This window comes from Acinetobacter sp. SwsAc6 (assembly GCF_013391565.1).
Taxonomy (GTDB): Bacteria; Pseudomonadota; Gammaproteobacteria; order Pseudomonadales; family Moraxellaceae; genus Acinetobacter; species Acinetobacter cumulans.
Genome location: NZ_JACAXE010000001.1, coordinates 60462 through 85698, shown reverse-complemented (window position 1 = coordinate 85698; position 25237 = coordinate 60462). Strand labels below are relative to the sequence as shown.

22 protein-coding genes, 4 tRNA genes and 1 riboswitch are annotated in these 25237 nt (G+C 40.7%); of the genes, 12 read left to right on the top strand and 14 right to left on the bottom strand.

The window, feature by feature from the left end; all coding sequences use genetic code 11:
* Positions 1–9: 9 nt before the first annotated feature.
* The 6 genes from HYG93_RS00410 to tpiA form a co-directional block, all read right to left on the bottom strand.
* Positions 10–86, bottom strand: a tRNA-Met gene (locus HYG93_RS00410).
* Positions 87–180: 94 nt separating this feature from the next.
* Positions 181–257, bottom strand: a tRNA-Met gene (locus HYG93_RS00405).
* Between the two features lie 66 nt (positions 258–323).
* Positions 324–400 (bottom strand) — tRNA-Met (locus HYG93_RS00400).
* Positions 401–449: 49 nt separating this feature from the next.
* Positions 450–534 (bottom strand) — tRNA-Leu (locus HYG93_RS00395).
* Positions 535–587: 53 nt separating this feature from the next.
* Positions 588–917, bottom strand: coding sequence for a preprotein translocase subunit SecG (secG, locus tag HYG93_RS00390; RefSeq protein WP_106983896.1), 330 nt, complete (start codon positions 915–917; stop codon positions 588–590).
* Between the two features lie 13 nt (positions 918–930).
* Entirely contained in the window at positions 931–1722 is a 792-nt protein-coding gene (tpiA, locus tag HYG93_RS00385) for a triose-phosphate isomerase (protein ID WP_120363882.1), read from the bottom strand.
* Between the two features lie 278 nt (positions 1723–2000).
* Between tpiA and pilB the strand changes: the two genes are divergently transcribed.
* From pilB to coaE, 4 genes are read left to right on the top strand one after another with little or no spacing between them, the layout of a single operon-like run.
* On the top strand, positions 2001–3713 hold the full coding sequence (pilB, locus tag HYG93_RS00380; RefSeq protein WP_106983894.1) for a type IV-A pilus assembly ATPase PilB: 1713 nt from the start codon (positions 2001–2003) through the stop codon (positions 3711–3713).
* A gap of 28 nt (positions 3714–3741) precedes the next feature.
* Positions 3742–4968: a type II secretion system F family protein gene (locus HYG93_RS00375; protein WP_106983893.1), complete on the top strand. Its 1227-nt coding sequence runs from the start codon at positions 3742–3744 to the stop codon at positions 4966–4968.
* Positions 4968–5831 carry an A24 family peptidase gene (locus HYG93_RS00370; RefSeq protein WP_106983892.1) on the top strand — a complete coding sequence of 288 codons (864 nt, stop codon included), beginning with the start codon at positions 4968–4970 and terminating at the stop codon, positions 5829–5831. Before HYG93_RS00375 ends, HYG93_RS00370 begins: the two co-directional genes overlap by 1 nt.
* A gap of 13 nt (positions 5832–5844) precedes the next feature.
* Positions 5845–6453 (top strand): dephospho-CoA kinase, encoded by a 609-nt coding sequence (gene coaE, locus HYG93_RS00365; RefSeq protein WP_120363881.1) that lies wholly within the window; start codon positions 5845–5847, stop codon positions 6451–6453.
* A 46-nt stretch (positions 6454–6499) separates the two neighbouring features.
* On the opposite strand, the gene HYG93_RS00360 is transcribed toward coaE, so the two are convergent.
* The 3 genes from HYG93_RS00360 to HYG93_RS00350 all read right to left on the bottom strand — a co-directional run bounded on the left by HYG93_RS00360 (position 6500) and on the right by HYG93_RS00350 (position 8641).
* The gene (locus tag HYG93_RS00360; RefSeq protein WP_106983890.1) at positions 6500–7375 is read right to left on the bottom strand and encodes a DMT family transporter; all 876 of its coding nucleotides are present in this window, start codon (positions 7373–7375) and stop codon (positions 6500–6502) included.
* 47 nt (positions 7376–7422) lie between these two features.
* Positions 7423–8172 (bottom strand): 23S rRNA (guanosine(2251)-2'-O)-methyltransferase RlmB, encoded by a 750-nt coding sequence (gene rlmB, locus HYG93_RS00355; RefSeq protein WP_106983889.1) that lies wholly within the window; start codon positions 8170–8172, stop codon positions 7423–7425.
* Positions 8173–8317: 145 nt separating this feature from the next.
* A complete protein-coding gene (locus HYG93_RS00350; protein WP_106983888.1) occupies positions 8318–8641 on the bottom strand; it encodes a pyrimidine/purine nucleoside phosphorylase in 324 nt (107 codons plus the stop codon).
* A gap of 572 nt (positions 8642–9213) precedes the next feature.
* Between HYG93_RS00350 and recN the strand changes: the two genes are divergently transcribed.
* From recN to ruvX, 3 genes are all read left to right on the top strand, one after another.
* On the top strand, positions 9214–10875 hold the full coding sequence (gene recN, locus HYG93_RS00345) for a DNA repair protein RecN (protein ID WP_106983887.1): 1662 nt from the start codon (positions 9214–9216) through the stop codon (positions 10873–10875).
* 133 nt (positions 10876–11008) lie between these two features.
* Complete coding sequence (locus tag HYG93_RS00340) at positions 11009–11563, top strand: YqgE/AlgH family protein (protein ID WP_106983886.1); 555 nt, start codon at positions 11009–11011, stop codon at positions 11561–11563.
* Entirely contained in the window at positions 11556–11999 is a 444-nt protein-coding gene (gene ruvX / locus HYG93_RS00335) for a Holliday junction resolvase RuvX (RefSeq protein WP_106983885.1), read from the top strand. Before HYG93_RS00340 ends, ruvX begins: the two co-directional genes overlap by 8 nt.
* A gap of 81 nt (positions 12000–12080) precedes the next feature.
* Here the strand turns inward: ruvX and HYG93_RS00330 are convergent, their stop codons facing one another.
* From HYG93_RS00330 to HYG93_RS00320, 3 genes are read right to left on the bottom strand one after another with little or no spacing between them, the layout of a single operon-like run.
* Positions 12081–13088 (bottom strand): HlyD family secretion protein, encoded by a 1008-nt coding sequence (locus tag HYG93_RS00330; protein ID WP_106984096.1) that lies wholly within the window; start codon positions 13086–13088, stop codon positions 12081–12083.
* Between the two features lie 37 nt (positions 13089–13125).
* Positions 13126–13332: a DUF1656 domain-containing protein gene (locus tag HYG93_RS00325; protein WP_120363880.1), complete on the bottom strand. Its 207-nt coding sequence runs from the start codon at positions 13330–13332 to the stop codon at positions 13126–13128.
* Between the two features lie 2 nt (positions 13333–13334).
* Positions 13335–15416, bottom strand: a complete 2082-nt coding sequence (locus HYG93_RS00320) for an FUSC family protein (protein WP_117006919.1) — start codon at positions 15414–15416, stop codon at positions 13335–13337.
* Positions 15417–15826: 410 nt separating this feature from the next.
* On the opposite strand from HYG93_RS00320, the gene HYG93_RS00315 reads away from it, so the two are divergent.
* The gene (locus HYG93_RS00315; RefSeq protein ID WP_106983882.1) at positions 15827–16609 is read left to right on the top strand and encodes an IclR family transcriptional regulator; all 783 of its coding nucleotides are present in this window, start codon (positions 15827–15829) and stop codon (positions 16607–16609) included.
* 326 nt (positions 16610–16935) lie between these two features.
* Complete coding sequence (locus HYG93_RS00310) at positions 16936–18738, top strand: ABC transporter ATP-binding protein (RefSeq protein WP_178961622.1); 1803 nt, start codon at positions 16936–16938, stop codon at positions 18736–18738.
* Between the two features lie 67 nt (positions 18739–18805).
* Here the strand turns inward: HYG93_RS00310 and phoU are convergent, their stop codons facing one another.
* Both phoU and HYG93_RS00300 read right to left on the bottom strand, forming a co-directional pair.
* Positions 18806–19525, bottom strand: a complete 720-nt coding sequence (phoU, locus tag HYG93_RS00305; protein ID WP_106984095.1) for a phosphate signaling complex protein PhoU — start codon at positions 19523–19525, stop codon at positions 18806–18808.
* Between the two features lie 81 nt (positions 19526–19606).
* Positions 19607–20959 (bottom strand): TolC family outer membrane protein, encoded by a 1353-nt coding sequence (locus tag HYG93_RS00300; protein WP_106983881.1) that lies wholly within the window; start codon positions 20957–20959, stop codon positions 19607–19609.
* Between the two features lie 337 nt (positions 20960–21296).
* Here HYG93_RS00300 and HYG93_RS00295 point away from each other — a divergent pair, with 337 nt between their 5' ends.
* The 3 genes from HYG93_RS00295 (at position 21297) to HYG93_RS00285 (ending at position 25235) form a co-directional block, all read left to right on the top strand.
* Entirely contained in the window at positions 21297–22259 is a 963-nt protein-coding gene (locus HYG93_RS00295) for a hypothetical protein (RefSeq protein ID WP_120363878.1), read from the top strand.
* 105 nt (positions 22260–22364) lie between these two features.
* A riboswitch (TPP riboswitch) is annotated at positions 22365–22490 on the top strand.
* Positions 22491–22634: 144 nt separating this feature from the next.
* The gene (gene thiC / locus HYG93_RS00290) at positions 22635–24536 is read left to right on the top strand and encodes a phosphomethylpyrimidine synthase ThiC (protein ID WP_178961620.1); all 1902 of its coding nucleotides are present in this window, start codon (positions 22635–22637) and stop codon (positions 24534–24536) included.
* A gap of 78 nt (positions 24537–24614) precedes the next feature.
* Positions 24615–25235, top strand: coding sequence for an NUDIX domain-containing protein (locus tag HYG93_RS00285; protein ID WP_178961618.1), 621 nt, complete (start codon positions 24615–24617; stop codon positions 25233–25235).
* The last annotated feature ends 2 nt before the right edge of the window (positions 25236–25237 follow it).

The window sequence follows — 25237 nt, the reverse complement described above, 5'->3', positions numbered from 1 at the left end:
TTAGAAACTTGGTAGCGGGAGCTGGATTTGAACCAACGACCTTCGGGTTATGAGCCCGACGAGCTACCAGACTGCTCCATCCCGCATCAACGTGCAAAAATTATATACAATTCATTCCTAATTTTCAATCGAAAACATTGTAATGATTTGCCTGATCGCGTTGCACCGAAGATCAGAAATTGGTAGCGGGAGCTGGATTTGAACCAACGACCTTCGGGTTATGAGCCCGACGAGCTACCAGACTGCTCCATCCCGCACCGACATGCAATTTATCTCAACCAAATTGGCTGTTTATTCATGTTGTTTTCATAAATAAAGTTGATTGGTAGCGGGAGCTGGATTTGAACCAACGACCTTCGGGTTATGAGCCCGACGAGCTACCAGACTGCTCCATCCCGCATCAACAGATTTTAGCTACAAAGCACCAACTTATGTTCTGGATTATAAGTTGGTGCGGAAGGGGGGACTTGAACCCCCACGCCCGAAAGCACTACCACCTCAAGGTAGCGTGTCTACCAATTCCACCACCACCGCAGCTGTGTCGCATTCTAGACGCATCACTCAAAAAAAGAAAGAACTAATTCTGATTAGTCTGCGCTTTTTGGTGCAGTTGGCGAAGTTTCAGGCAATTTAGCAGGAGCAGTAGGTACATTCGAAATTGCTTTTAAGCTATACGCATCTGTAGATTGTTTCTTCGCAAAAATGGCCAAAGTTAAGCTTGTTACGAAGAATAACGCCGTTAAAATCGCCGTTAAACGCGTTAAAAAGTTACCTGAACCTGATGCACCAAACACGGTCGCAGCACCACCACCACCGAATGATGCACCTGCATCAGCACCCTTACCATGCTGAACCAGAATCAAAACAATCATCAAAACGGCTAAGATAATGTGTACTACCAACACGAAAGTCTGCATGCTGCACTCCTAATTATTTTGTATTCGCAAATGCCTGAGCAATTTTATAAAACGATTCGGCATTCAGAGAAGCACCACCTACTAGTGCACCATTGATATCCGGACAAGCAGCTAACTCTACTGCATTTTCAGGTTTAACACTACCGCCATATAATAGCGCCATTGTTTGACCTATAGGCGTGATCTGACTAATGCCTTCTCGAATAGTTGCATGCATCGCTTGCGCATCTGCTGGCGATGCAGTTTTACCTGTGCCAATCGCCCAAATTGGCTCGTAGGCAATAACTATTTTTTCCCATTGCTGAGCATTTACCACGCTTGCAATATCACAAATTTGCTGTAATACCACTTGTTCAGCTTGACCATTTTCACGTTGTTCAAGGCTCTCACCCACACAATAAATGACGGTTAAACCTGCATTAAGCGCATTTTTAACTTTTTCATTTAAAATATTTGGGGCATCACCAAAAAATTCACGGCGTTCTGAATGACCTACCAGTACAAACTCAATTTGGCTATCTTTAAGTAATTCAGCACTCACCTCACCTGTATATGCACCTGTACCTGCTATACGTGAAACATCTTGTGCAACCGTTGCAATATGACGATTTGCCCTTTGTAATTCTGCTTGAATGCTTTGAAGTGCAATGCTGATTGGCGCAATACCAATCTGACATGCAGATTCAGCAATTTCTTGATCTTGCAATAATTTTTTTAAGTTTTGAACCAGCTGCTTGGCATCTGCTTGCATTGGATTCATTTTCCAATTGCCAACCACCCAAGGCGTAATCGTCGAACCCGACATATATAACCTATAAAAACTTTCGATGAAAACGGGCACATTCTACACGGAATTGTGAAATTTAATGAAAATTTCCACTGACATTTGAGGATAATTTTTTTATTTGAGCCCACTGACTACAATTTATTTTACATTTTTTCTGCTTAGATTAAGGCCCAGTTCAAAGTTTTTCCCGATATTAAGGTAGTGACATCATTTTCAGATATGGTATTTTTATTTAACGAAAGTATAATTTCAATAAAACCAATTATAAACAAATTGAAGCATAGGTTTATTTACGCATGACAGCATTACAAGGTTCTCCACGATTTACAGGATTTATTCGTCGCTTAGTCGACGAAGGGCACATTTCTGCTGAAAACATGCAACAAGCTATGTTGAGTGCAAAAAAAGCCAACCAAGACATCGTAGCCTATCTTGTCAGCGAAATTGGACTATCTGGCCTCACCATTGCTGAAACGATCTCTATTGAATTCGCTGAACCTGTTTTTGATATTAGTGCTTACGATGCGAGCCAAATCATTCGTGAGGGCTTAGATGAAAAGCTCATTACGCGCTTTCGGGTCTTACCTATTTTTAAACATAGCAATGTTCTTTTTGTTGCAACGAGTAACCCAACCAATATTGATGCAATTGATGCCATTCGATTCAGCAGTAAAATGCAGACCGAAGCCATTATTGTTGAACATGCCAAACTAGAAAAACTAATCGAACAACAGTTTGCCGAAGAAAGTACCTTTGAATTTGATGATGATTTTGATTTAGATCTTGACGATGGAACCAGTACACCCCAGCCACAAGATTCTGAAGATGAAGAAAAAGGCGAAGAAGCACCAATTGTTAAATATATTAACAAATTGCTGGTTGATGCGATTCGTATGGGCGCATCGGATTTACACTTCGAACCTTATGAAAAAAGTTATCGTGTCCGTTATCGTGTAGATGGTGTATTACGCAATATCACCAACCCTCCCCTACAATTGGCCAATCGCTTGGCATCACGTTTAAAAGTGATGTCACAGATGGATATTTCCGAAAAACGTATCCCACAAGATGGCCGTATTAAACTCAAGCTATCAAAAACAAAATCCATCGACTTCCGTGTCAACTCACTCCCAACATTATTTGGTGAGAAACTGGTACTGCGTATTCTCGATCCTTCTAGTGCCATGCTGGGGATTGATGCATTAGGTTATGAGCCTGAGCAAAAAGAATTGTTCATGCAAGCACTTGATAAACCCCAAGGCATGCTACTCATCACAGGTCCAACAGGCTCGGGTAAAACCGTATCGCTCTATACGGGTTTAAATATTTTAAACCGAGAGGACACCAATATTTCCACAGCCGAAGACCCTGTGGAAATTAACTTGGAAGGCATTAATCAGGTTAACGTCAATAACAAAGTTGGTTTAACCTTCGCTGCAGCATTAAAGTCATTCCTGCGTCAAGATCCAGACATTGTCATGGTTGGTGAGATTCGTGACCTTGAAACAGCAGAAATTGCGGTTAAAGCTGCGCAAACGGGCCATATGGTGATGTCAACACTGCATACCAACAGCGCCCCAGAAACCCTAACCCGCTTACGTAATATGGGTGTACCTTCTTTTAATATTGCAACTTCAGTCAATTTAGTGATTGCACAGCGTTTGGCGCGTCGTCTTTGTTCACAATGTAAAGCACCCGTTGAAGTTCCACACCAAAGCTTAATCGAGCTTGGTTTTACCGAAGAAGATCTCGCAAATCCAGATTTTAAGCTTTATCAACCCGTCGGATGTTCAGAATGTCGAGAAGGCTATAAAGGCCGTGTCGGTATTTATGAAGTAATGAAAGTGACACCTGAAATTTCTCGCATTATTATGGAAGATGGTAACGCCATACAAATTGCAGATGCCTCAGACAAAGCAGGGTTTAATAATTTACGCCGTTCTGGCCTCATTAAGGTTATGCAGGGGGTGACTTCCTTACAAGAAGTCAATCGTGTAACCAGTGAATAATTTAGTATTTATAAAATAAGGATAAATCATGGCTGTCAAAAAAGGGCAGATGATGCCAACCTTCAGTTATGAAGGGGTTGACCGTAAAGGGGCCAAAATTAAAGGGGAAATGCCTGCGCGCAATATGGCGCTGGCAAAAGTCACTTTGCGTAAGCAAGGGATTACCATCAAGAATATTCGTGAAAAGCGTAAAAATATTCTTGAAGGCTTTATGAAAAAGAAAGTGACAACCTTAGATATCACGATCTTTACCCGTCAGTTGGCCACCATGATGAAAGCTGGTGTTCCATTGGTTCAAGGTTTTGAAATCGTCGCTGAAGGCTTAGAAAACCCTGCCATGCGCGAAGTTGTATTAGGGATCAAAGGAGAAGTAGAAGGTGGTAATACCTTCGCTGGTGCTTTACGTAAATATCCACAATACTTTGATAACCTATTCTGCTCATTGGTGGAATCAGGCGAGCAGTCTGGTGCACTAGAAACCATGCTGGATCGTGTAGCCATCTATAAAGAGAAGAGTGAACTTCTCAAACAAAAAATTAAAAAAGCCATGAAATATCCTGCGACAGTCGTTGTTGTCGCGCTGATTGTTACAATCATTTTAATGGTCAAAGTTGTTCCAGTTTTTGAAGAACTCTTCACCTCTTTTGGTGCAGACCTTCCAGCTTTCACCAAAATGGTTGTGAATATGTCACAATGGACACAACAATATTGGTTTATTCTAATTATTGTTATTGCTGCCATTATTGCTGGTTTTCTTGAAGCGAAAAAACGTAGTAAAAAATTCCGTGATTTTCTTGATAAAGCTGCACTCAAAGCTCCTATTTTTGGTGACCTAGTTTATAAGGCGATTATCGCGCGTTATAGTCGTACGCTGGCAACTACTTTTGCTGCGGGTGTACCCTTAATTGATGCGCTAGAGTCTACCGCAGGCGCAACCAACAACTGTGTCTATGAAGAAGCGGTCTTAAAAATCCGCGATGATGTCGCAACTGGTCAACAATTGCAGTTTGCCATGCGCGTTACCAATAAATTCCCATCCATGGCGGTGCAAATGGTAGCGATTGGTGAAGAATCTGGTGCTCTCGATTCAATGTTAGACAAAGTTGCAACCCATTATGAAAATGAAGTAGATAATGCCGTAGATGGCTTAACAGCAATGATGGAACCTCTAATTATGGCAGTTTTAGGTGTACTTGTTGGTGGTCTCGTAATTGCCATGTATTTACCAATCTTCCAAATGGGTTCCGTGGTTTAATGCAAGATTTAGTAGAATATTTAATTCAAAACCCAACAGCGCTTTATTGCGTTGTTGGGATTTTTAGTCTCTGTATCGGCAGTTTTTTAAATGTCGTTATATATCGCACCCCAAAAATGATGGAACAGGAATGGCGAACTGACTGCACACTTTTCCTTCACCCTGAACAACCTATCATTGATGAAACAAAGATCACATTAAGCAAGCCTGCCTCAACCTGCCCTAAGTGCCACACTCCAATTCGCTGGTATCAAAATATCCCCGTGATCAGCTGGATAAGCTTAAAAGGCAAATGCGGGAGTTGCCATAACCCAATTAGTATTCGCTATCCTTGTATCGAATTACTCACAGCTGTCTGTGCTTTAATTGTTGTTGCTGTCTTTGGCCCAACGTTACAAATGCTCTTTGGTCTGGTGCTGACTTATATGCTGATCGCACTGACTTTTATCGATTTTGATACACAGCTTTTGCCAGATCGCTACACCCTCCCCCTAGCTGCCCTAGGTTTAGGGATTAATAGCTATGCCATTTATGTCTCTCCGACCGCTTCGATTTGGGGTTATTTACTGGGTTTTCTATGCTTATGGACTGTCTATTACGCATTTAAACTCATTACAGGCAAAGAAGGCATGGGCTATGGTGATTTTAAATTATTAGCGGCTTTAGGCGCATGGATGGGGCCACTCATGTTGCCTCTCATTGTGCTTTTATCCTCTTTTGTTGGTGCGATTATCGGTATTATTTTGCTCAAAGTTCGTAAAGAAAACCAGCCATTTGCTTTTGGCCCTTATATTGCCATTGCTGGTTGGATTGCGTTTTTATGGGGTGAGAAAATTATGAAAATCTATCTCGGTCAAGCATAAAGGTAATCTCGGCATGACATTTATTTTGGGTCTTACAGGTGGTATTGGAAGCGGTAAATCTGCTGCAAGTGCATGGTTTGAATCTCAAAATATCACTGTAGTCGATGCCGATATTGTGGCACGAGAAGTTGTAGCGCCTGGGCATGGTGCATTACTCGATATTCAACGTGCGTTTGGTGATTGGGTTTTACTCGACAATGGCGAATTAAACCGCCCTGCTTTACGTGAACATATTTTTAAATCACCTGAAGCACGTAAAATCTTAGAACAGATCACTCACCCTGCCATTCGCCAATCCATTATTCAGCAACTACAGCATGCCAGCAGTCCTTATGTCATCTTGGTTTCACCACTTTTGTTTGAAACCAATCAGCATGAACTGACCCATCACACCCTTTTAATTGATGCGAGCGAATCCCTACAAATTCAACGTGCCAGCCAACGTGATGGCCAAAGTGTTGAACAAATTCAAAATATTATCCAGGTACAAATGTCACGGGCAGATAAACGCGCCTTGGCTGATGATATTGTTGTGAATGATGGTCATCTCGATCATTTATATCAACAGTTAACGCCCCTACATCAACAATACTTAAAACGCGCAGAAAAAAAGCAGTCTTAATACAGACTGCTTTTTTTGCACATTCATTCACAGATCATTCGGCAACTTAACGACGGCGCAACCAACGCCATGGCTGCAAAGCACCTATTGCCATCCCGAATAAACCACAAATAATCGCAAAACTTAAAGGCTCATTCAGCAATGGAACGGCCAAAATTGCAGCCATAAATGGTGCCAGTGTGACAATGCTGCCCGCCTTAAAGGCTCCAAGGCGTTTAATTGCTTCCACATAGGTTAAGGTCGCAACAATCACCACAAAAATGCCATGATATAAAACTTGAGCCAGCAAATGCATCGGCTCAGGCTCACTTAAATGCTTAGGCAGAAATAAAAGATAAATTGGCACAAATACGATCGCTGACCATACAGCAACCCCAGCCATCGCATGCCATGCGCTTAATTGCCACTGTCTTAGCAATACGCTAAAAACACCCCACCAAATGGCACTCATGACAAATAGGAGATCCCCTAGACCAAATGCGACCCCAGTTTCACGATACATTAAGAAGCTCATGACACTAATCGCACCAATCATAATGACTAGACTCGCCCAAGTATGCCGATCAAAAGCCTGCTTAAATAAAGCGAAGGCAGCGATTGCTGTACACAGCGGAATAAAGCCATTGAGAAAAATAGCTGCATGTGCAGCTGGTGCATAATGAAATGCTGAATATGCGGTTAAACAATATCCTACACCACCAATCATGGCCAAAATAAAAGGTTCTTTTTTCCATAAAAAAGCGGTGTCTTTTTTATAGATTAAGATCGGCATTAATATGCAAAAGGCCAATAAAAAGCGCAGTGCGGTAATATCCCATGCGCCGATTCCCCAGTTTGCACTGAGCCGTGCAGTCAGAGTAAATCCCCCCCAAATACACATTGTAATCAGAACATAGAGATAACCTTGTTTTTGGGGAGACATAAACTTTTATTTCTTAAATTAAGTCAAACTCACTCAATATGAGTGTATTAGTGATTACGCTGGCGACATACTTCGTACAAAGCCATACCTGTAGCAACACTGACATTCAAACTTTGTAAATTACCATTCATTGGAATATATACCGTTTGATCACACTGCGACTGCGTAATTGGGCGTAAGCCTGTATCTTCAGCGCCCATCACTACACAAACTGGTGTGCCTGTAAAATCAAACTGTTGGATTGGCAATGCTTTTTCATCCAGCATAGTTCCCACAACACGCACATTAAACTCTTCTTTTAAATGCGCTAAGGTACGTGCCAAATTGGTCACTTGAATAAATTTAACTTTTTCTGCCCCACCCGCTGCCACTTTACGCGCTGTTGGTGTAAGACTCGCTGCACGATCGCGAGGTACAATCACCGCCTCAACCCCCATTGCGGCCGCAGTACGGATACATGCACCTAAGTTGTGAGGATCTGTAATATGATCCAACGCCAACAAGATCGGCTGTGTTGAAGCAGCCATCAACGTATCTAAGTCTTTTTCATTGAGCGTAGGGTATGGACGCACAGCGGCCACAACGCCTTGATGGAAAGGCTGACCTGCTAGCTTTTCTAAGGTGTCACGGCTCGCTTTTTGAATGCTAATACCAAACGGTTCAGCCAATTCAAATACATGCTGTAAACGCTGATCATCACGGCCTTTTAAAGCAAATAAAGTTAAAACGCGCTCTGGCTCTAGCTCAAGCAATGATTCCACTGCATGAACGCCATAATAATATTCAGGTTTTGCCATGAACGGCCTCTTAACGACAACAATTGGAGAGATATAAAATAAAAAATCCTGCAAAGCCAGCTTTACAGGATTTTTGCGATAGCATTAGTTTAACTGATTCAGGGCAAAATTTCCTTGCCTTACTTCAATTTGGCTACGGAATCGCTTAGCCTTCAAAATGACATACGTAATCTAACACTTCATCTGTTTCAATTTTAAAACGGCTTTCACCCGGTACATAGAAGGACTGACCTGCACGGAACAATTCGCTTTCTTCGCTATCGCCAATTTGTACACGGCATTCACCTGAAATGATTTCCATACGCTCAGGGACATGTGTTTCAAATGTCAGTGGCTTTTCCGTTGGAAGCAAAATACCCAATGTTTTCTTGGTACCATCTTCAAATTGAACGGTATGGCTAATGCATAGACCACCAAAATAAACATTTGATTTTTTTACAACTGATACATGATCAAACTGCGCTGACATGCGTATTTCTCCAGATAAAGCATATTTATAATATTTAGATTGAGTTAGTTTAATTCCGCCACTTGAACTAATCAATCAATGAATGCACAGACGGAATCAAGTGATCATGCCGCCTTCATCGCCAAAGCTCATATCCATATTGACGATTCTGCTTCAAAAGCAGACTGAGTCTAAAGCAACTATTTTTGAATCTCAAATCACTTTTTATGATACAAAAATATGACATGTAAAACTTTGTCTATGAGCACTTTAAAGAATCATTGGACTTGAAGCTATCATAAAATAAACTAGCGAAGAACATGCCAAAATTAGACCAACAGCTTATTTTTTGTAAAATTACTGTAGCTATATCTAAGTTAAGTGACCAAAACATGACAGTATTGTGATCAATACTCATATTTAACCCCATGAAATATCGGCGATGATGATCATCATCACTTCTCCTATATCATCTTGTCCAAATTGCGTTAAAATGATGCTGTTTTTCGGTCTTATCTCAACTAAGCCGTCTTGTGAGAAAAACAAAACTTGTCTATCTTAAAACTCAAACTCTTCGCAGCTCGGATGCGTGTATGCTGACACATTTAACTCTGATCAATTTTGCATTAGCCGACCATTTAGCCATTGATATTGAAAAAGGTTTTAACGTTTTAACGGGTGAAACTGGCGCAGGTAAATCCTTGTTATTGGATGCCCTCTCAGCGTGTTTAGGAGAACGTACAGATACCAATTATGTGCGTTATGGATCAGATAAAGCCGATGTTACAGCCACCTTTAGTTATCAAGAAGGCTCACCAGAAGCGCTTTGGCTAAAAGAGCAGGAGTTAGATGATGAGTCAGGGGAAATCCATTTACGTCGTGTGATTTTTGCAACGGGTCGAAGCAAAGCATGGATTAATGGCCGACCAAGCAGTCTATCTGAGCTCAAAGAGTTAGGGCGCTTACTGGTTCAACTGTATAGCCAGCATAGTCAGCAACAATTACTCGAACCGCCCTATCCAAAACACTGGATCGATCGTTATAGTAGCTTCCATGAACCCGCTCAAGCAGTACGTGATGCATATAGCCTGTGGCATAAAAATATTCGACTGCATCAAACTGCACTCGATGCACAAGCGACACGTAAGCAAAGAATTGAAACCTTACAATTACAGCTTGAAGAACTCGAAGAACCTGTACAGCTAGACTACAAAGAGATTGAACAAGAATTCGATCGTTTAAGTCATCATGAACATATTATGCAAGACTGTGGTTATGGTCTGGCTGCCCTAGATGATGCAGAACAAAACATTAATCAAGAAATTTCATCTATTTTGCGCCGTTTAGAGTCGCATGCAGGGCGTAGTGAACAACTGTCTGAAATTTACAATGCTGTGCTGAATGCGCAAAGTGAATTAGATGATGCGACAGCAAACTTGCGCCAGTTCATTGACCGTCAAAGTTTTGATCCTGAACGAATGGAAGAACTCAATACCCAGCTTGAAGTCTTCCATCGTTTAGCACGTAAATACCGTACACAACCTGAACTTTTAAAAGAGCAATTTGATACTTGGCAAACTGAACTACAGCAATTGCATGAATTGGAAGACCCTGAAACCCTTGCAGAGCAAGTGGAGTTGTCTTACCAAGACTTTTTAGCAAAAGCTGAACATTTAGACCATATTCGCCGTGAAGCAGCGACACCATTAGCCAAACAATTAACCGAGCAAGTTAAACAGTTGGCGTTGCCTGAAGCACATTTTGAATTTAAATTTGAACCACTCGAGCAAGCCTCGAGTGAAGGTTTAAGTTTCATTCAGTTGCTCTTTACCGCAAACAAAGGCATTCCTGCACAGCCCTTGGCAAAAGTTGCTTCTGGTGGTGAATTATCGCGAATTGCCTTGGTGATGCAGGTGATGAATGCCGAAAAAACCGATGCCGAAATTATTGTTTTTGATGAAATTGATGTTGGTATTAGCGGTGGTACAGCGGAAATCGTCGGTCGTTTATTGGCTGATTTGGCACAACATGTGCAGATTTTATGTATTACTCATCAGGCACAAGTGGCCGCACAATCAGACCAACACCTATTGGTTAAAAAGCGTCAGACTGACCCAGCCAGCAGTACAATTTTAGAATTAGAAGAAGACGGCCGTATTCAAGAATTAGCGCGTATGACAGGTGGTGTAGAAATTAGCGAAACAACACTCCAACATGCTAAACAGTTACGCAATCTAAAATTTCAACACGCTTAAGCCCAAATCAGCAAAAGATACGAATTAAAACGCGCCAAATGCAAAAAGTATTTGGCGAAATCTTATTCCTCTTGTAACGTGTAATAAATTAAAGATCATAAAGACAATCATAGAGATAGGGAGACGCCCTTCGGTGAGCAAACAATATCTGACGCATCAATGTTTGATTGCACCGCCAGATATGCAAGATGAATTTTTTGCAAATACGGTGATTTATTTGGCACGCCACGATGAAGATGGCGCGCAAGGCATCATCATTAACCGCCCTTCTGGCCTGCAAATTAAAGAGTTGCTCAACGATCTGGAAATTAATGCGGATAACGTCAATCCGCATGAAGTTTTGCAAGGTGGTCCCTTACGTCCAGAAGCAGGCTTTGTACTTCATACGGGACAACCCACATGGCATTCATCCATTGCGGTAGGTGAAAATGTCTGTATTACTACATCAAAAGACATTTTAGATGCGATTGCACACAATGAAGGTGTTGGTCGTTATCAAATTGCATTAGGCTATGCCAGCTGGAGCAAAAACCAATTAGAACAAGAGATTTCTCGTGGTGATTGGCTCATTTGTGACTCCGATATGGATTTAATTTTTAACTTGCCATACAGTGACCGCTGGGATGCAGCCTACAAAAAAATGGGCGTCGACCGTAATTGGCTTTCTTCCGAGATAGGACATGCCTGATTTATCTTCACCGCATTTAATTATGGCCTTTGACTTTGGCACACAAAAAATGGGCATGGCTGTTGGCCAATCGCTTATTGAAAGTGCCAATCCATTACCGTTATTTCCCATGAAAGATGGAATTCCGGTTTGGGATGATTTACTTAAAATTGTGAAGCAATACCAACCGACTTTATTTTTGGTGGGTTTACCACTTAATATGGATGATAGCGAATCAGAGCTTTCTGCACGAGCACGTAAATTCGCCCGCCGCTTACGCCACCAAACCAATATTGAAACTTTAATGGTGGATGAACGCTTAACAACACGTGAAGCACGGGATGAACTCGATCATTATCAAGCTCAAGGTCGCGCTAAAAAGCTCTCTGCAGACAGTATTGCAGCTGCTTTATTTATTGAAAGTTGGTATCGAAACCCTGAAGGTTTAACACCTTAAATCAGATTTCATTCATAAAAAAAAGCATCTGAATCAGATGCTTTTTTCATTTTTAGATGAATATTTGAAATGAACGATTTTTTATTGCTTATCTTCTAAAATATGAACTGTCACAGTACGACCTGCAACAAATGCCAATTCATTTTTAGGAACTTCATCTAAAACAATTTTTACCGGAACACGTTGTGCCAAACGCACCCAACTAAAGGTTGGATTCACATTGGCCAACAAACCTGTGGTTGAAGTTCTTTCCCTATCTTCAATACCTGAAGCAATCCCTTGAACGTGCCCTTTTAAGCTATGAGAATCCCCCATTAATTGAATAGATGCTGGTGCGCCCACATAAATTTTATTCAATTTAGTTTCTTCAAAATAACCCACCACATAAAGTTCTTCACGGTCAAGTAAAGCTGCAACAGCTTGACCTACTTTGACATAATTACCTGCTTTTAATTCAAAGTTGGATAATGTGCCATCTGCAGGTGCAACCACTTCTGAACGCTTTAAATTCAATTGTGCTAAATGCAAATTACTGGTTGCCACTTCAATTAATGCTTTTTGCTGAACAATATTGGCTTTGGCTTGCTCAATCGATGCCTGCATTTGTTCATGCTCTGCATGAGATTGGTCTCTTTGCGCAAACATTTGGTCTTGTTCTTGTTTTGAAATTGCGCCATCCATTAAGTTTGAATAACGATTTGCATTTTTGTCTGCTAAATTTCTAGTGGCTTCAGATTTTATAACATTGGCTTTGGCCTGTAGTAACGAGGCTTCCGCCGAGGCTAGGCTTGCTTTCGCTTTCGCCAAATCAGATTTCGCTTGCTCAACATCAAGAGATTGGCGTGCAACATCGATTTTAAATAGAACTTGCCCTTTTTTCACCGTTTGGTTGTCTTGAACCAAAACTTCAGTAATTAAACCTGAAACATCCGAAGAGACCTGAATGACATCACCTCGAATACGTCCATCACGTGTCCATGGCGCTGCATTGTAATAGTTCCAAATATGTGTAATTGCCAATATCGCGAAAATCGCAACAACCAGTAAACCTACGGGTCGTATGATTTTACGCAAATCAAAAGATGCCATTTTCATTTTACCTCGTTCATTTCAATTATTTGTGTGCTTAAACAGAACACACAATAAAACCCCAATGGATTAGCCATAGTAAAATGACATAAATACATAAATAGAAAACGCTAGGTAACGGGATCCACCCTTTTGCGATTAAGGGGTCTATTACTAACATCGCTAAGCACAGCACAACGTAAGCAATTACGCTCTGCACTAAAAGCATGGGGACATAAACACCATAGATATTGAGTTCACCCATATTTATGCTCCCACCCAATGTGTTTGTTCAGTTTTATCAAAACTTGCATGACACAAACTGCTTTGAATATTGTTAAGTGAAATCTGTAGTCGCTGAGAAAGATCCGAATTTTCCATATCTAAAGCTCGAATTTTTAATGTTTGAATTTGGCTTAATATTTCATTTCGATACTGACCTTCTGCTTGATATAGCTCTTTCGCACGGAAGTAATCATCTAAATGAGACTGTAACGCTGCCAAACTTAGGCAAAGTTCAGGCTCGTCATTCAACTTAGAAATCAGCTCTTGAAGACGGGTTAAATCAATAACCGCACTGGACTCAATCAGGGCCAAATTAATCTTTTTCTTTAATAAGTCTGATTGCACTACTTTGGTATTGAGAATACCAATCCGATCGAACATGCCACGTAGGTGAATGCGGAAGTTCACTCCATAAGGGATATATAAGGCTTGCCTGATATCTTTGTAATGTAAGGCCAAAATACGCTGTGCCGTAATATCTGGCGACATCGCTCGAACCAAATGAATTACATAAACAGAAATAATTGGACCAAGTACCGTGCCAATAGACGCATCAAAAAAGAAGATCTGATCTAACGAATAACGATTTTGAAAGTTAAGTCCCATAATCGTTCCCATAAGGACAGGTAAAGCCAAGCCAGTTAAGGGCGGATGAGGAAACATCATTAAGCAATACATTACAAATGGCGCAAGAACCAAGGCCAACTGCCAAAACTCGGTGACGTGCGGAAAAATACCGTAGGCATAAATAAACACCATAACCCCTGCATAAATATTCCCACGAATAAACATTTTCAAAGCAGGCACAGGGTTATCCATCGACGTCAAAATACATGCACTAATTGCCGCCATTTCAGCCAACATAAATGCGGCCTTCCAGCCACTCATAATCCAAAAACCTGTGGCAATCAGCACAATTAAAAATGCAGAAATTCCTCCTCGCACCGCCATCCCATGATCTCGATGTAGACTTGGATAAGTAGTGGTTAAGGGCGCAACACTCTCAGGTAAAGATGCATCACCTTTTTGTATGCGCTGCCAAATCAATTTAATTGCACGTACATTCTGAATAAAATGGCGAATATCCATTTTAAAGCTCTGAATAACCACTTGTTGTGATGAGGTTGCCACCGCCGATATATTGGCAAAATCCTGTTCAAAACTTTCAGGTAAAGTGTTTAATTCACGCTCAGAAAAATCTTCATGTGTATCCAAAAATTCAACAATATGTTGTCTTGCAAGCTCTAGCTGTGGTCGATAATTCGTATCAATTTCATCGAGTTGTTTAATGCGTTCTGCCATGGCAACCATATTACTCACCAGCATACTGAGCTGATGCAATAACTCTTGTAAGGGTTTGGTCATCCCCTTCAAAGTTGATTTTTCATAAGTCAAATGCACGGCCATGACATGAATATCAGCAATATCACGTGCAATATGACTCAGCGCCGTGCTGTAATTTTCTAATGCTTTTTCATCTATTAATATTTTTTCAAAAAGCTGTTTTGTATCTAAAAGTGCTTTTGACACTCGGGTTTTTACAGCAGGCCCAATATGCATTGGAAAAATAGTGGTCGTCACAATCGCACTACACACCACCCCAACCGTAATTTCTAAAAACCGCCCTACAGCCATATCAAATATAGAGCTGGTATCGATGTTATAAATAATGTTGTAGCAAATAATCACCGTGGTATAGCCCGCCAACATACACACATAACTACGCGGGGTTCGGTCTAACAGTGAAATATAAAGACAAAAACCCACCCAAAAGGCTAAAAAGAAAGTAAATAGCCAAGGGGTGTTAATTAAAAACGGTGTAACAGCAACGGAAACGACCGCACCCAATAGCGTCCCTAAAACGCGATACAAACTTTTAGAAGACGTCATGCCTGCATAAGGATTGGCAATAACAAATACAGTGCCAATCGCCCAAATGGGATAGGCCAAATTTAAAGCGAATGCAACATAAAGTGAAAGCATGCCTGCTAAAAACGTTTTAGTCGCAAAAATCCAGTCCATTTTATTCGGACGAAATGCAAGTAATTGTTTGGTTAATAACATGTCTTTCTCAAAGATGATGCTTTTAAACCACGAACTCACAGGGATGACTCGACCTGAGCAGGTCCAACATCCAATACGATGCCTACGTAGATATGGTTTAAAAGCAAAGAAATTTGGCGAAAGAATGCACCAACCCAAATAAAGGTTAATAATTCGCCATTAGATATTTTGGTTGCATTTTTTCAAATTTAGCATTTAAAGTCAATATAAATTATCCAATAGTGATAATTTAACTTATTTTATCTTCATACTTTCTAATTAAAATGCAATCCAAGAGCCAAAGATTCTCCTTTGAAGCTCACAGCTGACATACAGAATGTGTCGAAAACTCCTGCAGAGCAGCAGTGTTTTTGTTATAAAGTAACTCTTAATTTGAAATTTTCCGCTTATTTTGAGCAAGTAGGTTTTTTATGGCCCTATCCAGTTTTGGTAAAATTCTTACTGTCTTGGACTTATTCTCTATTTCACGTCCCGTCATTAATGTCGATATCATCAGTGAAGAACTTGGCTTATCAAAACCCACGAGCTACCGCTATTTAAAAGAATTGGTCTCTGTAGAACTATTACAACGCCTAAGTGGAACCTCTGGCGATTATACATTGGGCTCAAAAATAGCCGTTTTGGACTATATTTCACGTACCACAGATCCCTTGGTCCAAATCAGCACGCCGTTTATGCAAGATATTGTCGAACGGACAGAGTTTTCTTGCCTATTAACGCATTTAAATCATGATTCCTGCATTGATCTACATGATGAAGTGTATAAAAACACCTTGCTGCTGTCGTATGGTCGCGGTTGTCCACGTCCTGTCTTTGTCGGTTCATCAGCCAAAGTTATGATTTCACATTTACCTAAACAGATGATGCTGGATTACTATCAACGCTTTGCAGAACAATTATCAGCAGTCAATTTTGCGCAAGATCAGCATGAGTTTTTAGAAAAAATGAAGAAGATTAAAAAGCAAGGCTATTATTTTTCTGTAGGTGAACTCGATCCTAATATTTCTGGTTTGTCCGTGCCGATCAAATTTTCCAGCAAAGAACCACCACTCGCACTGACCTTGTTAGCATCTAAAAACCGCTTTGAGTTTGTTAATCTACAAAAACTCATTGAGATTTTGCAAGAAAATGCCAGTTTAATTGAGAAAAAGGTCAATACACTGGCTGAGCAAACACAGCATTCACCTCTATAAAAGCATCTTTGATTGCACAAAAATAGTTGAATATTTAGATAGATTCTCATAATATGATTATTGTTCTTCATCAACCATAATGTTCCATGACATCTTTGTGCGATATAAAGAAGACACTCCTCAGAAGTAAAAAGCTCATGTTTCTATGGGCTTTTTTCTTGTCTCAATAAAAGTAATGTCTCTGGTCGAGGGCACTTTGTTTTGTCTGGCCTACTGTAGACTTATACTTATGCAATTTTGCTCACAATTTAATACAAGGAAGTCGCTTGTTGGTATGGGTTGAAATACTTACACTAAAATCAATTCAACAATAAAAATAACTGCCCATGAGCCTTTGGCAACTCTTTCATAAGTTACGCCCCTTTGTGCATCCTTATAAATTATTGGTTATCGCGACCTTAATTTTAACGCTTATTGGCGCCTTAACAACACAAGTCAATGCACTCACCTTGCAATATGCCGTCGATCGGATCAATTCGCTGTTAGAGGCTGGTCAGGGTCTCGCCGAAGGCTGGCGCATCTTAATCACCATTAGCATCATTTTATTAAGCAAAGAAATCCTCAATGCGGTGGTGCAATTTGGTCAAAAATTTTATGGCGAGAAACTGCGCATTTTTGTATCGCAAGATTTAGCTCAAGGCATTATTGAAAAATTTCTCACCTATCGCTTGGCTTTTTTTAATCACGATGCAAACCAAGCGGGTAAATTACAAACTCGTATTGACCGTGGGATTGGCTCTCTCACCCGCTTAGTGCAAATATTTTTTATTGATATCTTGCCCTTATTTACCAGTGCCATTGTTGCGCTCGGGCTCATGTTTTATGCCAACATCTATGTCGGATTAGTCGCCCTTAGCATTGTGCCAATTTACTTTTGGCTGACCTATAAACAAGCGCAAAAGCTCGGGGGATGGCGTAGAAACTTACGTGACGGTCGTGAGAAAAAAAGCCAAGGGATTTTAGGTATTATTAATTCAATTACCGTCATTAAGTCGTTTAATCGCGAATCGATTGAAGCAGAAAAACAGCTAAAACTACAAAAAGAACTCACCCACAACCAAATGCGCACGCGCCAAACCAGTTTTGTGTTTGATGGCTTAAAAACCTTTATTGAACAAATTGGCATTGTGCTCATTATTATATTAACAGCCTATTTTGTGCTCGATGGACAAATGACCATTGGGATGATTATGTACCATGTTTTACTCTTTAATAATGTTTCAGCTCCGATTCGCTCTTTGCATCGCATCTATGATGAAGTGAATGATGCCATGATTTATGCCGAAAGCTTCTTTGGCATTCTTGAAGCGGATGATGAAATTGAACATTCTGGCCCCTTAAAGCCATCAATTCAGGGTGAATTTAAACTACAAAATGTCGACTTTTCCTATCCCAATGGTCATCAAGCTTTAAAACAGATCAATATGACCATTCAACCCAATAAAATTACTGCCTTAGTCGGTTTGTCGGGTGCAGGAAAATCGACCTTAATTAGTCTCTTAGACAAATTTTACCAACCTCAAGCAGGAACAATTCAGATTGATGGGATTCCCCTGCAAGACATCGATACGCATTATTTACGTGAACATATTGGTTTAGTTTTGCAAAAAAATCATATTTTCCAAGGCACAATTTTTGAAAATATTCGTTATGGTAAAACCCATGCCAGCTTAGACGATGTCATTGAAGCTGCAAAAAAAGCCTCAATTCATGAGCAAATTTTGCAACTCGAACATAGCTATGACACAGATGCACTTATGCTGTCCGGTGGCCAACAACAACGCATTGCCTTAGCACGAATGTTTTTAAAAAATCCACCGATTATTTTTTTAGATGAACCTACAGCCAGCTTAGATGCGATTGCCACTGAGCAAATCAAACACAGCCTCGATGAAATTAAGCAAGGCCGTACTGTGGTCATTATCTCCCACAGTTTGTCGCAAATTATTGATGCTGATTACACCTATGTGATGAAAGATGGATGTATTGCAGAACATGGCGAACATCATCAGCTTTATCATCAAGAAGGTGTGTATAAAGATATTTTTGATGCGATGGCCAAGAGCCTCAATATTGAAAAAATTGCCAAAACCTTTGAAGAAGATGGTGAAGAAGAAACACATAGTTAAGCAAACCATACGCACTTAAAAATAAAAAAGCCTGCAATTCGCAGGCTTTTAAGCTTCATTCAGTCGCTTAGCGCTGAACCTTCAACTCAATTTCTTCTACACTGGTATGGCGCACATCAAGACCTTTCACCATATAAATCACTTGCTCTGAAATATTGCGTGCATGGTCACCAATACGTTCCAAAGAACGAAGTACCCACATTACATTAATCACACGCGTAATATGGCGCGGATCTTCAATCATATAGGTCATTAAAGTACGTGTTGCAGACTGATATTCACGGTCAATATCGGCATCAGCCAACAGTACTTTTAAAGCCTGATCTACATCTAAACGTGCAAAAGCATCTAAGGCATCATGAATCATGACACGCACTTGGTTACCAATATGACGAGTTTCCATGTAACCGCGAGGTGAACCACCCTCTTCACATAAGCTTTGTGCAATACGGGCAATTTTTGCAGCTTCATCACCAATTCGTTCTAAATCTGTATTGGCTTTGGACATTGCAATCACCATACGTAAATCAATAGCTGCAGGATGACGACGTGCCAAAATTAAGGTCAGCGCTTCATCAATTTCTGTTTCTAAACGATTTACTGCATTGTCTTGAAATTGCACATCAATCGCCATCGCGGCATCGGTATCCAATAAAGCATGGATTGCATTTGCCACCTGCTGTTCAACCAAACCACCCATGGTCATAAACTTCGTGTTTACACCCTGTAAATCTTCATTAAATTGAGACGAAATATGGTGATTTAAAATTGGGTTGTTTGGGCTCAATGCATGCACTCCACAGCAACAAATTTAGAGAATTTAATAGGCTCTATTAGAACATATCCATTATGAAGCTTTTATGACGACTTAAGGTTTATTTATACGCATATCGACCGTAGGTTGAGACAGCCAGATGTTCATTTCTTCAAGGTCAGTTTCACTCAACTTACCCACAGCCGCTTTAAGCTTCAATACATGGACCAAATAATCATATTTGGTATTTAAATAATCTTGCTTAGCAGAAAAAGCGTTACGCTGCGCCAATAGTACATCGACCATGGTTTTTAAGCCCTCACGGTACTGTGCTTGTGAAGCCTTCGACACCGTTGCAGAAGACTCCATTGCAGCTTTACGCGCTTGGATCTTCGTTTGATCTGTGTCTACCTGCATATAGGCTTGCTTGACATCCGTTGTGGCTTTACGGACAGCTGCGTCTAATTCTGCTTCACTTTTTTGCACATTCACTGCGGCTTGTTTAATCGACTTCTGCGTACGCCCACCCGTATACAGATTCCAATTCATTTCTACACCCACTTGGTTAAACTGACCATCTTGCGACATGATCGAGTTTGGGCTTTGCTTGGCATAACCATACGTACCAACAGCTTCAATTTGTGGGTAAAGTGCCGCTTTTTCGACACGCTTTTTATCTTCGGCATAACGTTGTTGCATACGTGCTTGCAAAATACCGAGGTTCTGCCCCATGGCTAAATCTTCCCAAGCCTGCATACTACTTGGAACAGGTTTCTGAAATTCAAAATCATCACGTAGCACGGCTAAATTTTCAGTATAAGGGCCAATCATTTGCTGGAGTTTTTCTTGTGCCAACACCAATTGTACTTGTGTGGCCATGCGGTTCGCCCGCGCATTTTGATACTGCGCATTGGCTTCACTCACATCGCTTTTAGCCACTAAGCCTTCTTTGAGCTTGGCATCCATCATTTTGAGCTGTTCAGATAGTGCTTTTTCTTCTTGTAAATTAGCCACGGTTAAAGCTTGCTGACGCAGTACATTAAAATAGGAATCCGCGACATTTAAAATATGATCTTGTCGTTGTAACCGAAGACTAATTTCACTCAAATTAATTGAGGTTTTGACTTGCTTTAACCCTTCCCATGCATCCCAGCGAAAAAGTGGCTGGCGAGCTGTTAAAGCAATTTGTTTACTGGTCACACTGCTAGGCATATTCAACCCTGCCGATGCACCTGATGTATTTTCACCTTGGTTTTTACGGGTCACATTGCCCGATAAGCTAATCGTGGGCAATAAATTGCCTGAAGCAATACCAAGGTTCAATTGATCGGCTTTATACTGCAACTGATTGGCTTGCCAAGTAGGATCAGACTGTTTTGCTCGTTCATAAGCATCGACCAAATCCAAGGCAGTGGCCCATGGACTTAAGAACAACGCACACGTACAGAGTAAGTAATTTATCTTCATTTTTTTTGGCAAATCCCTGCAATTCTTTATCGCTTCTTTGACATTCAATCTGAAGTCAAAGCAAATACTAAAGCGATTTATGCAATTTTCCGTATGATTTTTATTAATTTTTTACAGTGATTCTTATAATTTAGCGTATTTTCCTGAAATAATCATAAACGCTGACAACGCTGTAACAAAGCAATGCACAATACTACACATTCTTCATGCTTTTGGCGCTATAAAATACCGACATTCTATCGGACAAATTTCAATTTTTTGTGACTGGGTGACTGTGTCTTTACGTTCTTTTTTTTCTGTTCCATACAGAATTCTCCTTATTGGTTGCATAATTGCAATGGTTGCCTGTCAGCAACAAGATGAGCCACACCCAATTAAAGAGCAAATTGAAACACCTAAAGTACAAAATACGGCAGTTGATCTCACGCTCATGTGCCAAAATATTAAAAAAAATATGGCTGAGATTAATGATCAGCGTACCACTTTTGCCCTAGAACAAATTAATCAAGATTTAAAAGTTTGCTTGCCTTTGCTTAATCTTGAGCAACAAAAAGCCTTATTAAGCCTATCCTTAAAAATGTACGATAACTTTTTACAAGTTACCCGTACCCCTGCACAGCAAATCGCCTTTGAGCGCTATGCGTTTGATATGGCACAACACCCCACCATTCATCAGAGTCATTTTGAACAGCTGACCGCCCGTGATCAATACTTACTCAAACACCAAGGACAAGCCTATGTTGAAGTGGTGGATGCAGGCAATGAACAACTGAGCTACCGTCGTAGCCCTGAATATCTGGCCCGGATTTTTGCGCCATATATGCCAGAGGCTGAAAAAGTATTTATTGAAAACTTGGCGCATCAAAATATTGAAACTGCTATTCAAGACAAAAGCCTGCTCATTGAACCCTTTGAAGTGGCACGGCGCGCGCTCTATTGGGAAGATTATATTCAACAATATCCACAAAGTAGCTACTTAAGTGATGCTAAATTGCTTCTCGCACAATATCGTTATTTTTTATTTATTGGTGCACCCAAAAGCCCCGTATCAGAAGGCTATCATGACCAATATTCTGTACGAGTAAGCTCTTGGGAGGAAATTGAAAAACTATCCCAACGCCATGATTCTGAATTATCAAAATTGGCGAAGAAATTTATTCAGTTCTATCACATGAGCGAAGAGCAACGTAGACAAAAGATTCCTGCATCTGCAACTGCCGAACAACAATTGATACATTATCTTGATTTAACACGCCAAAACTCTAGCAAAGACTGTTTTAGTGATGCTATCTGTCTGTGATGTATACACATCATCACCTTGTTAAATCTTCGCAAAGCATTTTTATCGTACTGATTACTGTCGCTTCGTGCTTTGTTTTTCAGTACAACTCCGCTAAAATTAGAGCATCGCTTGACGGAGCGCGGGTAATCTCCCGCTGAGATCACTTAAAAGCATTACATGCTTTTAAAGGTGAGTACCGTTGAACCTGATCAGGTTAATACCTGCGTAGGAATCAAGCCAGCTAAAAACTGAAAGCCTATATCTTGTCTATTGGTCGGTAGAAATACCCTGCTTTTTACATATTTTTATATGTTCAGGCGCGCCATAAGTACAACTTGCCCCCTGTTTTTGGTCGTGCTTGATTCGTTGATGTCATTCATAAGGATCATTGTAATGAACCAATTAACGAATCTCACCGCTACAGATCTTTCTGCTCAACATGAGCAAGATGCTAAAGATCTCACTCGAATTTTACCTGCATCACGTAAGGTATATCTCCAAGGCTCACGCCCAGATATACAAGTTCCCATGCGTGAAATTTCTTTAACGGATACACCAACCGAGCAAGGCCTGGAAAAAAATCCGGCACTGATGGTCTATGACACCTCTGGCGTGTATACCGACCCAAATGTCAATATCGATCTCAATGTCGGCTTACCTCACGTGCGTGAAGCTTGGATTGCCGAGCGTAACGACACAGAATGTTTAGACACACTCAGCTCTAAATTTGGCCAAGAACGCCTACGTGACATTCGTACGGCAGAGATTCGCTTTGCACACATACAAAAACCACGCCGTGCAAAAGCTGGAAAAAATGTAACGCAAATGCATTATGCCAAACAAGGCATTATTACCCCAGAAATGGAATACATCGCAATTCGTGAAAACCAACGCCAAAGCGAAGGTGTGGATATGCGCCAGCATGCAGGTCAAAACTTTGGCGCACATAATTTAATGGAAATCACACCTGAATTTGTGCGTAAAGAAGTCGCTGAAGGCCGCGCGATTATTCCAGCCAATATTAATCACCCTGAAATTGAACCGATGATTATTGGTCGTAATTTTTTAGTCAAAATTAATGCCAATATTGGCAACTCGGCATTGGGTTCAAGCATTGATGAAGAAGTTGCCAAAATGACTTGGGCTACCCGCTGGGGGGCCGACACGATTATGGACCTATCAACCGGCAAAAATATTCATGAAACCCGCGAATGGATTATTCGTAATTCTCCTGTACCCATTGGCACAGTACCAATTTACCAAGCCTTAGAAAAAGTAAATGGTGTTGCAGAAGACTTAAACTGGGAAATCTTTAAAGACACCTTAATTGAACAAGCCGAACAAGGCGTCGATTACTTTACCATTCATGCTGGAGTGCTATTGCGCTATGTACCAATGACCGCTAACCGCCTCACAGGGATAGTCTCTCGTGGTGGGTCCATCATGGCACAGTGGTGTTTGGCACATCATCAAGAAAACTTCCTCTACACACATTTCGATGAAATTTGTGAAATTATGAAAGCCTATGATGTTTCATTTAGTTTAGGTGATGGTTTACGTCCAGGTTGCATACAAGATGCCAATGATGAAGCGCAGTTTAGTGAATTACGCACCCTAGGGGAACTAACCCATCGCGCATGGGAACATGATGTTCAGGTGATGATTGAAGGCCCCGGCCATGTACCTATGCACATGATTAAGGAAAATATGGACTTACAACTTGAAGTCTGCCAAGAAGCACCTTTCTATACACTCGGCCCTTTAACCACTGATATTGCACCAGGCTATGACCATATTACTTCCGCAATTGGCGCAGCCATGATTGGTTGGTACGGTACAGCCATGCTTTGCTATGTTACACCGAAAGAGCACTTGGGCTTACCCAATAAAAAAGATGTAAAAGACGGCATTATTACCTACAAAATTGCAGCCCATGCTGCCGACTTAGCCAAGGGCCATCCGGGTGCGCAGGCACGTGACAATGCGCTTTCTAAAGCCCGTTTTGAATTCCGCTGGGAAGACCAATTCAACTTAAGCTTAGATCCTGACACAGCCCGAAGCATGCATGATGAAACCATGCCAAAAGACGCACATAAATCTGCACACTTCTGTTCAATGTGCGGACCTAAGTTCTGTTCTATGAAAATTACACAAAATGTACGCGAATATGCCAAGGCAAATAATTCCAGCCAAAGCACTGAAATGCATACATTAAATCAAAAAATTGAACATGGATTTAATGAAATGAAAGCCGTTTATCAGGAACATGGTCAAAAACTATACTCCAAAGTATAATTGACGCAAAAAATCTTTTATCTTCGAGTGATTCTCAGTTAGGATGAAAAACAGCTGTTTTTCATCCTAATAAAGCTTATGAATATTATTAAACAAGCCTCTTATAATCAGAATAATTTTACGATAGAAAGCCGTGAGCACGTCTTCAAAGGATTTATTCAAGTTGAAAAAGTCAGCTTACGTTACCGCTTATTTAATCAAGAACAATATAGTCGCACTTTGGCGCGTGAACTCATTCAACGCAAAGAAGCCGCAGGCGTGTTATTGTATAGCCCAACACAACAAAAAATTGGCTTAATTGAACAATTTCGTATCGGTGCAATTGATGATGTAGATTCTGCATGGCAACTCGAAGTCATTGCAGGTGTATTAGATGGTCAAGAATCACCTGAAAGTTGTATTCGCCGTGAAAGCCTTGAAGAATCAGGCTGTGAAATCGACCAGCTTCAGCATTTATTTACCTTCTATCCTTCTGCGGGTGCTTGCTCTGAAATTTTTCATTTATATGCTGCAGCCACACAACTACCCGAACAAGGTGGTATTTTTGGCTTAGAAGAAGAAGGTGAAAATATTCAGCTTCATCTGATCGATTACACTGATATTCCAGCATTATTAACCAATGGTCGGTTAAAGAATGCGCCTGTCATAATGGCCTTGCAATGGTTACAAATGCAGATAGATACTATGAAGAATGTCTAAGG

Coding starts and splice junctions, on each gene's coding strand:
- secG (WP_106983896.1), bottom strand. CDS start 917: ATGCAGACTTTCGTGTTGGTAGTACACATTATCTTAGCCGTTTTGATG.
- tpiA (WP_120363882.1), bottom strand. CDS start 1,722: ATGTCGGGTTCGACGATTACGCCTTGGGTGGTTGGCAATTGGAAAATG.
- pilB (WP_106983894.1), top strand. CDS start 2,001: ATGACAGCATTACAAGGTTCTCCACGATTTACAGGATTTATTCGTCGC.
- HYG93_RS00375 (WP_106983893.1), top strand. CDS start 3,742: ATGGCTGTCAAAAAAGGGCAGATGATGCCAACCTTCAGTTATGAAGGG.
- HYG93_RS00370 (WP_106983892.1), top strand. CDS start 4,968: ATGCAAGATTTAGTAGAATATTTAATTCAAAACCCAACAGCGCTTTAT.
- coaE (WP_120363881.1), top strand. CDS start 5,845: ATGACATTTATTTTGGGTCTTACAGGTGGTATTGGAAGCGGTAAATCT.
- HYG93_RS00360 (WP_106983890.1), bottom strand. CDS start 7,375: ATGTCTCCCCAAAAACAAGGTTATCTCTATGTTCTGATTACAATGTGT.
- rlmB (WP_106983889.1), bottom strand. CDS start 8,172: ATGGCAAAACCTGAATATTATTATGGCGTTCATGCAGTGGAATCATTG.
- HYG93_RS00350 (WP_106983888.1), bottom strand. CDS start 8,641: ATGTCAGCGCAGTTTGATCATGTATCAGTTGTAAAAAAATCAAATGTT.
- recN (WP_106983887.1), top strand. CDS start 9,214: ATGCTGACACATTTAACTCTGATCAATTTTGCATTAGCCGACCATTTA.
- ruvX (WP_106983885.1), top strand. CDS start 11,556: ATGCCTGATTTATCTTCACCGCATTTAATTATGGCCTTTGACTTTGGC.
- HYG93_RS00330 (WP_106984096.1), bottom strand. CDS start 13,088: ATGGCATCTTTTGATTTGCGTAAAATCATACGACCCGTAGGTTTACTG.
- HYG93_RS00325 (WP_120363880.1), bottom strand. CDS start 13,332: ATGGGTGAACTCAATATCTATGGTGTTTATGTCCCCATGCTTTTAGTG.
- HYG93_RS00320 (WP_117006919.1), bottom strand. CDS start 15,416: ATGTTATTAACCAAACAATTACTTGCATTTCGTCCGAATAAAATGGAC.
- HYG93_RS00315 (WP_106983882.1), top strand. CDS start 15,827: ATGGCCCTATCCAGTTTTGGTAAAATTCTTACTGTCTTGGACTTATTC.
- HYG93_RS00310 (WP_178961622.1), top strand. CDS start 16,936: ATGAGCCTTTGGCAACTCTTTCATAAGTTACGCCCCTTTGTGCATCCT.
- HYG93_RS00300 (WP_106983881.1), bottom strand. CDS start 20,959: ATGAAGATAAATTACTTACTCTGTACGTGTGCGTTGTTCTTAAGTCCA.
- HYG93_RS00295 (WP_120363878.1), top strand. CDS start 21,297: ATGGTTGCCTGTCAGCAACAAGATGAGCCACACCCAATTAAAGAGCAA.
- thiC (WP_178961620.1), top strand. CDS start 22,635: ATGAACCAATTAACGAATCTCACCGCTACAGATCTTTCTGCTCAACAT.
- HYG93_RS00285 (WP_178961618.1), top strand. CDS start 24,615: ATGAATATTATTAAACAAGCCTCTTATAATCAGAATAATTTTACGATA.